We start from the raw sequence: 13,276 nt of genomic DNA on the forward strand, positions 1-13,276 counted from the left end.
GCTTCGGTCTCGTATTCGCCAGCCCTTCTTGTCTGTGTTCCCATGCCCACCTGGACTTCCCCGCCCCAACTCGTCGCCCTTGCCGCCTTTTATGCGCAGGCGCAAGCCCATCCGGAAACGCTCAGTGATGCTGTCTTCCTGGAAAATGTGAAAAACGCCCACTGGCCCACCAATTGCTGGAATTATGCGGAAGCGTCGTTCGCCATCATCGCGCCTGCCTGCCTGCTGCGTCCGCATCTGACCGCCGAGCTGATCGCCTTGCCCATTGACGCCATGATCGCGGGCGGCCTGGAAGATGCGGGGCAAGTCATCGCGATTGGCCTGGCCTGCGCCACGCGCGACGCGCCGTATGTGGCGGTGAGCGAGGAGGGCAAGCGCTGGCTGACGCAGGTGTGGCCGACCTTGGGCGAGCTGGCCGGGGCGGTGTTCCGAGCCAGGCTGCAAGCGGCGCTGGCCGATGAAGATTGATGTAAATATAAACTGAAAGGTGTACCCATGATTGCAGGAAATTTCTTCCCTCCCGACTATAAAACTTTTCCTTTCGAGCAAGGAGACCTGCTGCTTTCCCAAGACGAGGGCGGCAAGTTTTCTGTTTCCAAGGTGTTGAAGATAGATACAGTCGAGGTCGGCCGCGGCGAGGCGATTTACATGGGCGGCAAGGACATCGTGGCAACGGAGGACGATTACCTGCTGATCATCGGCTGTGCATACGGCGAATACGAGTTCGACTCGGCCGAGGAGGCGCAGGCCGCTGCGCTGGATGGCAGCTGGACGGTCAGGATAGGCCACGCTCCGAATCGCAGTCCGGGCGCAGCGGAGGGGCAGTCATTGATAGGCCATGAAGCTGTTCATGAAAGCGAACTGGAGGGCTACCATCTGTGGAAGGAAGCCTTTGATGCGGGCAAGGCTGGCGTGTTCTGACTTCGACGTGCCTGTTGTGCGGCGAATACTTCTTCTTGACCAAGGAAACTGGTTTACGTTAGTGTATACGTAACTACTTACATATATCCTGCCCAACATGTCCTCCACCCTGCAAACCTATGGCTCCCTGATGCTGGCCAGCCGCCTGCGCCGTCTTTCCGATCAACTGTATGCCGGCGTCGATACCAGCTATCTGGCGGCCGGTGTCGAGCTGACGTCGCGCTGTTTCCCTTTGTTATTGCTGCTGCGCGACAATGGCCCGACGGCGATCACGGCCCTGGCCGCGCAGATCGGGCAGACGCACCCTGTGGTGGTGCAGCTGGGACGCAAGCTGCTCGATGCGGGCGTGGTGGCGGAGATGCCGGACGCCAAGGATGAACGGCGGCGCCTGCTGGCGCTGTCCGACGCCGGGCAAGCCTTGCTGCGCAACATGGCGCCCCTGTGGGACGATGTGCGCGCGGCCGTCGATGTGGTGTTCGAGCAGGGCGCGCCGCAGCTGATGGCCAGCCTGGAGCGGGCTGAAGCGCGCTTGCAATCGCAGGGATTCGGCGAGACGATCGCCGCTTGCCGGCGCCAGCGCGAGCGGGCTGCCGTGGAAATCATCGATTACGCGGCGCCTTACGCGGCAGATTTCAAGCGCCTGAATATCGAATGGCTGGAGCGTTATTTCTATGTCGAGGCGCTGGACGACAAGGTGCTGTCCGATCCGCAACGTTCGATCCTCGACGACGGCGGGCAGATTTTTCTCGCGCGTTTGGACGGCAAGATCGTCGGCACCTGCGCCCTCATCCGCGCCGGCGATGGCAGTATCGAGCTGTCGAAGATGGCCGTCACGCCTGAATGCCAGGGCCTGGGCATCGCGCGCCGGATGATCGAACGGGCTTTCGATGCCTTCGAGGCCAGCGGCGCGCAACGGCTGTTCCTGGAGTCGAACAGCAAGCTGGCGCCCGCCATCCGCCTGTATGAAAGCAGCGGCTTTACCCACGTGGCGCGGCCCGCCGGCGACGCCCATTACCAGCGTGCCGACGTCTACATGGAGTGGCAGGGCAGGTAGCACACGCGAGGGCGCCACGCGGCGCTCCCCATCGGGCGTCTCCCGCGTTACAATACGCGCACCCATAACGGAACCCAGGTTCCACTATTTCGAGACGCCGACGCCGCATGCCTTCCTTCCCGATGCCCTTCCCGCAGTTGATCGTTCCACCCGAGCCCACCCAGGCGCGCAGCAAGCTGGCCTTCGAGCGCTTGCTGCTGGTGGGTGAACAGTTGTTGGCGGAAAACCGTTTCGATGAAATCGGCGTGGCCGACCTGGCCAAGCTGGCGGAAACCTCGGTGGGTACGTTTTACCGTTTATTGGGCGACAAGGACACCCTGAGCCGCTTGCTGCTGCAGCGTTTTTTTTCCGACATGGTGGAAAAGGTCGAGACCCTGACGGAGCTGCGCCAGTGGGAAGGGCGCAGCCTGGAAGAGTTCATCCGCGCCATGGTGGCCATGTTCGTGGCCGTCAACATGGGCCGGCGCGGCGTGTTGCGCGCCTTGATCACCCGTTGCTCGCAGGATGCGCAATTCCGCGACAAGGTGCACCAGATCAACCATCTGATTTCGCAGCGCACGGTGGCCGTGCTGGCCAGCAAGTCGGCCAGCATCCGCCATCCGAATCCCACGCAGGCGATGATGGTGGTGCCGCCCGTGCTGCTGGGCATCCTGAACCAGCACGTGTTGTCGGGCTCGCTCTCCTTTTTATCGGCCGCGGCGCTGGAGGATGAGCTGGTGCGTGTTGCTTTAAATTACCTGACTTGAGATATTTAGCGATTTAACTTGAAATCGGAATTCGGATTCCGTATTATGTTTTCCAACAGCAGGAAAATATATTCCTGCACCTGAACACAAAGCATGTTCAACAGCAAGGAGACAGAATGCGGCGTCACACGACATCCGATGTTCCATTGCATTACCTCGACCTCGATCCCGGCACAGAGACAGGGCAGGGCGATCCCGTGTTTTTGTTGCACGGCCTCGGTTCCTGCGCTGAAGACTGGCGCCCGCAAATCGACGCCCTCAGTCTTTCGCATCGCCTGATCGTGCCAGACCTGCGTGGCCATGGCGCCAGTCCCGCGCCAAACGGCGACTGGCAGATCGGCGACTTCGCCAACGACCTCTTCAACCTGATGGACCAGCTAGACGTGCCGCGCGCGCACATCGTCGGCTTTTCCCTGGGCGGCATGGTGGGCCTGGAAATGGCCAACCGCGCCCCCGGCCGCGTGGCCAGTTTGTGCCTGATCAATTCCCAGCCGTTCCAGGGCAGCAAGCCGGCCGCGCTGCTGTTTGCCTACTGGCTGCGCCGCACGGTGATCGCCACCTTCGGCCTGAAAGCCATGGGCAAGATCATCGGCAAGAGACTGTTTCCCGATCCGGTCCAGCAAGCCCTCGTCGAGCGTTTCGCCACGCAGATGGCGGGCATGGACAAGCGCGCCTACCTGGCCGCGCTGGACGCCATTTTCCACTGGGATATCGACATTCATTTCCAGGCCCTGGCCATGCCCGTCTTCATCATGGCGGCGGACCAGGATTACACGCCCGTCGCCAGCAAGCGGGCCTTTGCCGCACAGTTTCAGCAGTGCGAGATCGAGATCATCGCGAACTCGCGCCACGCCACGCCCCTGGACCAGGCGCAGCGTGTGAATACCTTGTTGCAGTCCTTCCTTACTCTACATTCAAAATAAACAGGCCACTCGCCGCACGAGCCGGGGGCCGGGAAACAGTCATCGCTGGGCAGGTGCTCGCATTGCGCGCGCGGGTACCGTTACGTCTTGCGATTCTGGAATCCGGCCGTCTTCCCTGGCGGTAAGCAAGCCTGACATTGGAGACGCTATGAAACTTGCTTTGAAATTGATGCCCGCCGCCCTTGCCGTTGCCGGTGCCTTCAGCTTTTCTACCCAGGCCCTGGCACAGGAGGCCGCCACGTCTGGCGCCGCCAGCGCCCAAAGCGCCAGCGAGGCCAGCGATGCGAAAGAACGCATGGAAACCGTCACCGTTTCCGCCCGCCGCCGCGAAGAGCGGCTGCAGGACGTGCCGCTGGCCGTCACGGCGTTTTCCGCCAAGGCCCTGGAACGGGCGAATATCCAGAACCTGGCCGACTTGCAGGAGCGCGTGCCGAACCTGACCGTGTACGCTTCGCGCGGCACGAATACCACCCTGACGGCCTTCATTCGCGGCGTGGGCCAGGCCGACCCAGTCTGGGGCGTGGACCCGGGCGTGGGCATTTATTTTGACGATGTCTACATGGCCCGGCCGCAAGGCGCCTTGCTCGACGTGTTCGACGTGCAGCGCATCGAAGTGCTGCGCGGCCCGCAAGGCACCTTGTATGGCAAGAACACCATCGGCGGCGCCATCAAGTACATCTCGCGCCCATTGGCGAAGGAAAACGGCGCCTCGGCGGAAGTAGGCATCGGCAATTACAACCAGCGCAACTTCAAGGCCGCCTTCAATGTGGCCAACGAGAACGGTACCTGGCGCGCGCGCCTGGCAGCTGCCAAGCTGGACCGCGACGGTTTTGGCCGCAACACCTTCAACGGCGAACAGGTCAGCGACCAGGACAGCACGGCCGCGCGCCTGTCCGTCGGCTACTTTCCGCAGGACATCCCGCTCACCGTCGTGCTGAGCCTGGACGCCACGGACGACAAGTCGGGCGTGCGCGGTTTCCAGCGCATGGGCGTGAGCGCCTTCGATCCGCTCAAGCGGCCGGCCAGCACGGATGCCTATGACATCCAGAGCGGCATGCCGGGCAACAACTTCACGCACAACCGTGGCGGTTCGCTGGTGGCCAACTACACCTTGTCGAATGACTGGTCCGTCAAAGTGATCGGCGCCAAGCGGCGCAGCACGTCCGAGCAAACCATCGACTTCGACGGCTTGCCGCTGCCCATCGCCGACGTGTTCGGCGACTCGCGTGACGAACAGAAGAGCCTGGAATTGCAGGCCTCGTACAGCGGCGACTATGGCGCCGGCGTGATCGGCCTGTACCGCTTCGAAGGCACGGCCGGCGGCGGCATCTACAACAATTTCCTGGGGCGCCAGTTCACGGCCGCCGTCAGCACGGTGGAGACGGACAGCACGGCGTTGTACACGGACTGGACCTGGCCGCTGGGCAAGGTGTGGAGCATCAATGCGGGCTTGCGCCACACGCGCGAGGAAAAGCGCGCCATCGTGCTCAACCGTGCTTTCGCCGACGTGGGCTTTACGCGGCCTATCCAGACGGCGGCCGACTTCGACAAGTCCTTGTCGGTCAGCAATACCTCGCCGAAACTGTCCGTGCGCTACGAAGCGTCAAAGACGACGAATTTCTACAGCAACCTGTCGCGCGGTTTCAAGTCGGGCGGCTACAACGTGCGCGCCAACAACCTGGTGGTGCCAGACTCGGCGCGGCCGTACAAGGATGAAAAACTCGATGCGCTGGAAGTGGGCATGAAGTACGCGGCGCCGGACGACACGTTTGACGCCAACGTGGCCCTGTTCTACAACCGCTACAAGGATATCCAGTTGTCCGTGTTCACCAGCTATGTGCAGCCGGGCGGCGTGCCGGGCTTCTATGGCGACTTCACGAATGCGGGCAAGGCCACCGTCAAAGGCGCCGAGTTCGAATTCTCGTGGCGTCCCAACCGCCAGTGGGAAGTCAACGGCTTCCTCGCCTTGCTGAGCGCCGGCTATGACGAGTTCATGAGCGGCGGCAAGAACATCGCGGATACGCAAAAGTTCAGCAATACGCCGGCCCGGCAAGTGGGCCTGAACCTGACGCGCACGGACCGCGACGTGTTCGGCGGCGCGCTGCGCAGCATGGTCGGCTACGGCTACCGCAGCAAGGTGTATCCGACCACGGACTTGAGCGAAACTCTGGCGCAGGGCGGCTACAGCATCTGGACGGCTGGCGTCGTGTGGGAAGCGCCGAAGAACTGGACCTTCAGCTTGCATGGCAGCAACCTGGGCAATAAACGCTACCGCACGGATGGCTACAACATTCCCGCCGTGTTCATCCTCGACGGTTTCTATGGTCCGCCACGCCAGATCATCGCCAAGGCTGGCTACAAATTTTAAGAGGTTGTAGAAGTGCCGGCTTGACGGGCGTCAAGCCGGTTGGTTGTCGCTGTTTTCGTCGTGAATAATAATCAGGAGACTGGCATGGCACATCTGAATCAACAACTGCGTCATTTATTATCTGCACTCATCGCCGCCTGCGGCTTGCTGGCCGCGCTGCCGGCTGCCGCCGGGCAGTGGGATTTCGGCCTGTACGCGAGCCTGTGGGGTACACGTGAATACCAGGTCTGGCTACCGAGCAATTACAATCCGAACACGCCGCTGCCCGTCGTGTTGATGTTGCACGGCTGCGGTTCCGAGCCCAACAGCATGGCCGCCGTCAGCCGCTACAACCAGCTGGCCGACAGCGAAAACTTTATTGTTGTCTATCCGCGCCAGAACGCCACGGCCAATCCCATGCGCTGCTGGAATTTCATGTTGCCGCTGAACCAGGAGCGGGGTACGGGCGAGCCGGCCGTGCTGATGGGTATCTTGAACAAGGTCAAGAACAAGTATGCGGTGCAGGACAGCCGCGTGTATGTGACGGGCATCTCGGCCGGTGGTGCCATGGCCTCCATCATGGCCGCCTGTTATTCCGATGTGTTCGCCGCCGTGATGGTGCATTCGGGCGGCATGTACAAGGGCGCCATCGGCATGGTCACGGCCGCCGATTCGCTGTTCAACGGCAGTTCGTTCGACCCGAAAGTACGGGGCAAGGATGCCTGGCGCTGCTCCGGTTCGCCGCGCCGCCTGATGCCGACAATGGTGTTCCATGGCACCTCGGACATCGTCGTCAATCCCGTCAACGGCGAGCAAACCATCGAGCAATTCCTGCAGACCAGCGATTATGGCGACGATGGCCTCGACAATGACAGCGTGCGCTACCGTGCCGACAGCATCGTGCGCCAGACGGTGCCGTACGGCCGCAGCTATTCCATCGACACGTATCTGCACAACGGCGCCGTCATCGCGCAAAAGTATACGGTGGAAGGCATGAACCACGCATGGAGCGGCGGTCCTCCCGGCTGGCCGTTCAGCGATGAGCTGGGTCCGGACGCCACCGTGATCAGCTGGAATTTCTTCAAGAATTACCAGCGTTGACGGGTTGAGAAACTTGCAGCTTGTACAATGGGGCGCAGCGATTGCGCCCCATTTCATGCCTGTGAAAGATCCCATGCCTGTTTGCCGCCTCCTGTCCTATCTTGCCCTTGCGTTGCTGTCCGCTTGCGCCAGCGTCGGCCCGCCCGCGCCATCGGCCGCCTATGCGCAAGCGTTCGAGCGTGCCGCCCAGCAAGACAGCATGCGCAGCGAATGCGACTGGAACGTGCGCTATGCGCCCGTCGCAGCAAAGGACGCCAGCGTGGCGCAACTGCAGGCCATCGCCACGGCGCGCCTGGCGGCCCTGCAGCTGGCGCCCGCCTGGACCTTGTCGATGCCCGGCAGCGAGGCGCATGCCTTTACGGCGTCGGAAGAGGACCGCGCCGGGCTGCAATTATTGCTCAGTATCGTCTTGCCGGCCATGGAACGCTACCCGGCCGGCGTCTTCGCGCGCACGGGCTTGCGCCACGTCGTGCTGGTGAAGGATTTGAGCGTGGATGGCCAGCGCCGCCTGGCCATGCCGGCGCCGGAAATCGACAGCGTCGTCTATGCCGACAACCTGCTGGCCGCCCTGTGTCCATCGGGCATGGAGCTGCGCGTGCACCACGAGTATTACCACTTCATCGAATACCGCCTGTTCAACGATTTCTATTACCGCGACCCTGCCTGGCTGGTCCTGAACCCGCCCGGCACAGCCTACGGCCAGGGTGGCGCCACGGCCTATGGCAAGGGCTTTCAGAACCTGGGCCACCCGCAGCCAGGCCTCGTCAGCCTGTACGCGGCCTACGGCCCCGAGGAAGACAAGGCGGAAGTGTTCGGCTGGATGATGACGCCGGCGTATGCGCTGCGGCTGGAGCGGTGGACGGCGTTTGATCCCGCCTTGCTGGCCAAGCGGGAAAAGTTGAGGGAAGTATTGGGAACCTTGGCGGATTCTTACTAAATATCAAGTATTTCCCCGCCATCCCATGGCATTGTCGGTTCTCCAGCTTGATTAAGAGCCTATCCCAGTAGGGAGATGTATTCATCTACTGGGATAGGCTCTAAATGCAGTGCGCATGAGGAGAACGCCATGGACGGTGACGAGTCGATATCGGGTGCCCAGCTTCCCTTGCGCCTGCGCCTGGGGGTATCGCCCAAGATACCTGCCGGTGTACTGATACCGCAGCGTATTGCCGGCAGGGAAGCCATCTGTGGCGGCATCGAGTACCGCGTGCTGTGTGTCTCGACGCATGCGGACTTGCCGCTGAGTAGTTTGATTGCCTTGCCCGCCGCACTCGACATCGTCACCGACCAGGGGCAGCTGCGCAGTATTTGCGGCATCGTCGCGCAAGCGAGTGCCGGTGACAGCGATGGCGCGCTGGCCAGCTACCAGCTGGTGCTGACGGACGCCTTTGCCATCATGGAAAAGCGCTGCAATACGCGCGTCTTCCGGCGCCTGACGGATATCGAGATCGTCAAGACCCTGCTCGACGAATGGATACGCAGCAATACCGTGCTGGCGCACGCCTTCCAGTATGCGTTTGCCGATTTCTTCGAAGCGCAGGCATACCCGCAGCGCGAATTTGTCATGCAGCACAATGAGTCCGATGCGGCCTTTGTGCGGCGCCTGCTCAAGCGCAGTGGGGTCGCCTGGTTTTTTTGTGCCGCGGACAATACGGATGCACATGCCGAGCCGGCGCATACCCTGGTGCTGTTCAACCATGCCGACGGCTTGCGGAAAAACATGGCGGACACCGTGCGCTATCACGCGGACCGCGCCACGGAGCAGCGCGATACCCTGACGTCGTGGAGCGAAGTGCGCAAGCTGCAGGCGGGCAAGGTGACGCGCCATAGCTGGAATGAGGAACACCCGCGTGCGCGGCCGTTCATGACTGCCGATGCCTTGGGGCGGGGGCAGCAAGGCATGCATGGCAATGCCATTGCCGCCACCCTCGATGATTACCGCGTGCTGCCGCCGCGCGCGGGCGCGGATCATGACGCATTGTGCCAGCTGGGCATGCTGGCCATGCAGCAGCACGATTACGAGAGCCACTGCTTTCACGCCGAAGGCAGCGTGCGCGACCTGTGCCCAGGCGAGTACTTCAGCCTGACCGAGCATCCCGATATCGACGCCTTGCCAGTGGCGGAGCGCGATTTTGTCGTCACGTCGCTGCAGGTGGCGGCGCAAAATAATCTACCGAGGGAGCTTGCCGCCAGGGTGGCACGTTTGTTCGCGCGCAACCGCTGGCTGGCCGATGACGGATCGCTGCCGCAGCGCGAACTGGCGGCGGCGGTGGACGATGGCCCCTTGCGCATGCATATTGAACTGGCTGCCGTGCGGCGCGGCGTGCCCATTGTTCCTGCCTATGACGCGTGCATCGACCTGCCGCCAGTTCCCATGCAAAGCGCCGTGGTGGTGGGGCCGGCGAATGAGGAAGTCCATTGCGACGCGATGGGCCGGGTCAAGGTGCGCTTTCCCGCCACGCGCACGCTGGATCACGAGCATGCAGGCGGCACTGGCGCCTCCGACACGGATGCCGATTCGGCCTGGGTGCGCGTCGCGTCGAGCTGGGCGGGTAACGGTCCCGGCAGCATGCTGCAATGCGGCTACCTGGGCTTGCCCCGCGTGGGCAGCGAAGTCTTGCTGGCCTTTCTCGGTGGCGATCCGGACCGGCCCATTATCGTGGGCCAGTTGTACAACCACAACGCGCAGCCGGCTGCCTTGAGCAAGGCAGGCGACTTGCCCGGCAACCGTTATTTGTCCGGCATGAAGAGCCGCGAAATCAAGGGCACGCGTGGCAACCAGCTGCGCTTTGATGATGTCCACGGACAAATCAATACCCAGCTTGCCAGCGATCATGGTTCCACCCAGCTCAACCTGGGCTGGCTGACGCAGGACCGGCGCAATGGCCAGGGCGATGCGCGGGGCGAGGGCGCTGAATTGCGTACCGACGAGCAGTTGGCGATGCGGGCGGGCAAGGGCATGCTGATTTCCGCCTGGAAGCGCCTGAACGGCGATGGCGGCCACATGGCGCGCAGCGAATATCTGGGCTTGATGGAAAACTGCCTGGAATTGTTTCGCTCGCTTGGCAGCTATGCGGCGACGCATCAGGCACTGGAACAGGAAGACCACGCGCAGCAGGAGCTGCAGCACAGCTTGAAAGGCTGGGAAGGCGGCAGCAATACGGCGCCCCGTGCCGAGCTGGGTGGGGCGGCGGCGATAGCCGTCACGGCGCCCGCCGGCATCAGCTTTGCCAGTTCGACGGCTATCGTCAGCTACGCCGCCGGCAGCATCGATACCGTGGCGCAGCAGCACCTGCAGGCGGTGGCTGGCCAGCGCTACAGTGTGAATGCGGGCAAGGGTATCTCGCTGTTTTCCCACGCGGACGGCATCCGCGCCATCGCCCACCATGGCAAGTTCCTGCTGCAAAGCCAGCATGACGACATGGAAATCAATGCGGCGAAAAACCTGAAGCTGACGGCCAGCGAAGGCAAGGTGATTGGCATGGCCGATGAAATCGTTTTGATTTCCAAGCACGGCGCTTTCATCCGCATCGCCGACGGCATCAGCTTTGGCAGCAAGTCGCCGCTGCAGTTCAATGCGCCCAACTTTGTCTTCAACGACCCGCAAAGCATGGCAGTGCAATTGCCAAGCTTTGCCGAAGGCAAGGCCGATCAGCAATTCATTTTTCAGTACGCGGGCGACGACAGTGCCGTCGATGGCGTACCGCCAGCACCGCAGCTGGCGCCGCAGGCGCACTTTGCCGTGAAGCTGGGCGATGGTTCGGCGGCCGATGGGCGCAGCGATGGGAGCGGCAAGACGGACGTGCTGGAGCGCGCGGCAATGCACCTGGCCGCCATCGAAGTATTCAACAACAAGGATTGATGAGGCCAGGAGAGTGCGATGGGCAGCTACCCGAAAGTACCGTACGTCGTGGGTGAGGACGTGGCGATCCTGCATTGCGAACGCAGCGTGTGCAAAAAGGTCAAGATACGCCGCAACCTGCCGGGCAATATTATCGTCATTCACGGCGTCAACGATGTGGGCGTCAGCTACAAGGCGGTGGAACATGGCTTGTGCGAAGGCTTGACGCAAAGGTTGGGGCGCGGCTTTACGCCCGCGTCTTACCGCATGCCTGTGGCGGCGGACAAGGACAAGCTGGAAGACGATCCCGACGCCGTATTCTTCAAGCGCACGATAGACAAGGACACCGATAGCCCAGTGATTCCGTTTTACTGGGGCTACCGTGAAGTTGAAGGTAAGACGAGTTCCGTCAACGGCCAGTTTGTCGACCGTTACGGTAACCGCCTCGACAAGGACCTGTCCAAGGAAGGCGGGCCGTTCGGCAATGCCACCAGTAATTTGCCCGATATGTGGCGTCCGGGAATCTATGCGCCAGCCGATCCCATGGGGGATGCCTTGCGGCCACTGAGGACGGCGCCTGGACGCATGTACATGGTGCTGGCGGCCCAGCGGCTGGCCGCGCTCATTGCCATGATTCGCGATTACGATGCGGATGATACCGTCAGCATCGTTGCGCATAGCCAGGGTTGCCTGCTGTCGCTGCTGGCGCAAGCCATGTTGATGGAGAAGGGACTGGCGCCAGCCGATAATTTGATACTCACGCATCCGCCGTACAGCCTGGTGGACAGCCTGCCTCTGTTGATGCGAGGCGCTGCCTGGTTCGATGGCGGTGAGGATGCGGCGATGAAGCCCTATTACCATTTGCTCAGTGGTGCGCAGACGCTGGGTGCGCGTCTGAAGACCTTGGTGAATATAGTTGCCGGGGTGGCGAAGGGTAACGGTCAGCCCTGCATGCCGCCGTTTGCCGACCTGAAGAAAGACGAACATCGCGGCATGGTCGGCGGCCGCTGGCAGAGTGCAGAGGACTGCGACAATCGCCGCAAGGTCTATCTGTATTTTTGCCCTGAAGATATGACGGTGGCGCTGGATAATATCCAGGGCATAGGATGGGATGGCGTGCCCGATTATGCCTCGGGAAGTGAACTCATAGAAGAAGAGGAGACATCCAGTCTTGATGGGTACAGTATCTCCTCCGGACATACCAAGATGGTGGAGCGCAAGCAGGTACGCGGCGCGCTGGCGGAACTGGGCGGCAGGTTTTATCAGCGGGTATTCAGCAACAAGACCAGACTGGATCCGGCTACGGGAAAGACCACGGTGTCGTTGGTTGGAAAACCGCCGCCTTTTGATTTTCCACTAAGGCTCGCGACAGAAAGCGAACAGTCCCATGTGGAGGTTTCCTTGCGTAATCATCGTGCGCTACACAAGGCGGTGGCGTGGCCTGTCAATACCAGGTTGAGCAAGGTGGAACAGCGCAATGGCGTACGCACCATCACTGGCGAAGCGTTGAAACAACCGGTACCGGCCGACTTGCGTGGCACCTCGCAAATTGATCCCGCCAATATTCCCACAACGTCCATGATGCGAAACCGTAAACCTGAAGATCAGGGACCTGTGGAAGAAGTCGATCCCTGCGATGCGTCGGTAGCACCGACCAGCGGAAGCGGCATGCAGATACGCAGCGAATATCGTCCTGACCCGGGAGGTTATCAAAAGTTTCCCGAAAGGGAAGAATATCTCAGTCAACGAGAGTTGGCATTGATGACGGCAAGCTACAACAAGGAAAAAGGACTGCATGTGAAAGACAAGCGGGATCAACGCGAAGTTGTTTCCGCGAAACGCTACCCAGACAGCAAGGTCGTGGCACAGATTCAGGAAAGCCCGAATGAGTCACGCTTGCGCTGGCAACGTGAGGTGAGTCCAAGATCTTTCCATAGTTCCATCATCGGCAGCGCGAAGAATCACAGCCAGGTGACGGCGTATGACGTGGCCATAGGCAGTGGCAAGGCGTCGTCAGATCCGCAGTTTTATGCGTATTTGTGTGCGGTGGCGGATTGGCGAGTGAAGATTCTGAAGAAAGGTGAGCAACCGAGAGACGGAATACTATTAACGCATCGATTTCGTGCTTTGTATTCTTCTTATCTGGATGTTGAGCCAGCATGGCGGCAAGCAATTATTGAAGGGAATATTGGCTATTACAACAGCGGAAGTTTGCCTGCAGGACTTCCATTACTGTCGGGCGCTTTATGGAAGATTGTCGTATCGCAAACAAAAAATATGAAAATAGTGGCCGAAAAAAAGATAAGTAGCGTGTCCAAGACGCATCGATAACAGATGATTTGA

10 protein-coding genes are annotated in these 13,276 nt (G+C 61.1%); all 10 read left to right on the top strand.

The features are described 5' to 3' along the window. The first annotated feature begins 42 nt into the window (after window positions 1-42). The 10 genes from LSO07_RS06890 to LSO07_RS06935 all read left to right on the top strand — a co-directional run bounded on the left by LSO07_RS06890 (window position 43) and on the right by LSO07_RS06935 (window position 13,264). Window positions 43-468, top strand: coding sequence for a hypothetical protein (locus LSO07_RS06890; RefSeq protein WP_151092979.1), 426 nt, complete (start codon window positions 43-45; stop codon window positions 466-468). Window positions 469-495: 27 nt separating this feature from the next. Continuing rightward, window positions 496-921 (top strand): hypothetical protein, encoded by a 426-nt coding sequence (locus tag LSO07_RS06895; RefSeq protein WP_151092981.1) that lies wholly within the window; start codon window positions 496-498, stop codon window positions 919-921. A gap of 97 nt (window positions 922-1,018) precedes the next feature. Continuing rightward, window positions 1,019-1,975: a bifunctional helix-turn-helix transcriptional regulator/GNAT family N-acetyltransferase gene (locus LSO07_RS06900; RefSeq protein WP_151092984.1), complete on the top strand. Its 957-nt coding sequence runs from the start codon at window positions 1,019-1,021 to the stop codon at window positions 1,973-1,975. 107 nt (window positions 1,976-2,082) lie between these two features. Further along, a complete protein-coding gene (locus tag LSO07_RS06905; RefSeq protein WP_034784500.1) occupies window positions 2,083-2,721 on the top strand; it encodes a TetR/AcrR family transcriptional regulator in 639 nt (212 codons plus the stop codon). A gap of 116 nt (window positions 2,722-2,837) precedes the next feature. Further along, window positions 2,838-3,644 carry an alpha/beta fold hydrolase gene (locus tag LSO07_RS06910; protein ID WP_151092986.1) on the top strand — a complete coding sequence of 269 codons (807 nt, stop codon included), beginning with the start codon at window positions 2,838-2,840 and terminating at the stop codon, window positions 3,642-3,644. Between the two features lie 148 nt (window positions 3,645-3,792). Then, a complete protein-coding gene (locus LSO07_RS06915; protein ID WP_208672454.1) occupies window positions 3,793-6,012 on the top strand; it encodes a TonB-dependent receptor in 2,220 nt (739 codons plus the stop codon). 84 nt (window positions 6,013-6,096) lie between these two features. Continuing rightward, a complete protein-coding gene (locus LSO07_RS06920; protein ID WP_151092988.1) occupies window positions 6,097-7,092 on the top strand; it encodes an extracellular catalytic domain type 1 short-chain-length polyhydroxyalkanoate depolymerase in 996 nt (331 codons plus the stop codon). Window positions 7,093-7,165: 73 nt separating this feature from the next. Next, window positions 7,166-8,029 (top strand): hypothetical protein, encoded by an 864-nt coding sequence (locus tag LSO07_RS06925; RefSeq protein ID WP_151092990.1) that lies wholly within the window; start codon window positions 7,166-7,168, stop codon window positions 8,027-8,029. Window positions 8,030-8,158: 129 nt separating this feature from the next. Then, window positions 8,159-10,954 carry a type VI secretion system Vgr family protein gene (locus LSO07_RS06930; RefSeq protein WP_151092992.1) on the top strand — a complete coding sequence of 932 codons (2,796 nt, stop codon included), beginning with the start codon at window positions 8,159-8,161 and terminating at the stop codon, window positions 10,952-10,954. Window positions 10,955-10,972: 18 nt separating this feature from the next. After that, window positions 10,973-13,264 carry a T6SS effector phospholipase Tle3 domain-containing protein gene (locus LSO07_RS06935; RefSeq protein WP_151092994.1) on the top strand — a complete coding sequence of 764 codons (2,292 nt, stop codon included), beginning with the start codon at window positions 10,973-10,975 and terminating at the stop codon, window positions 13,262-13,264. Window positions 13,265-13,276 lie beyond the last annotated feature (12 nt).

Origin of the sequence: Janthinobacterium sp. PLB04 (assembly GCF_021165895.1) — a bacterium.
Taxonomy (GTDB): domain Bacteria; phylum Pseudomonadota; class Gammaproteobacteria; order Burkholderiales; family Burkholderiaceae_D; genus Janthinobacterium; species Janthinobacterium lividum.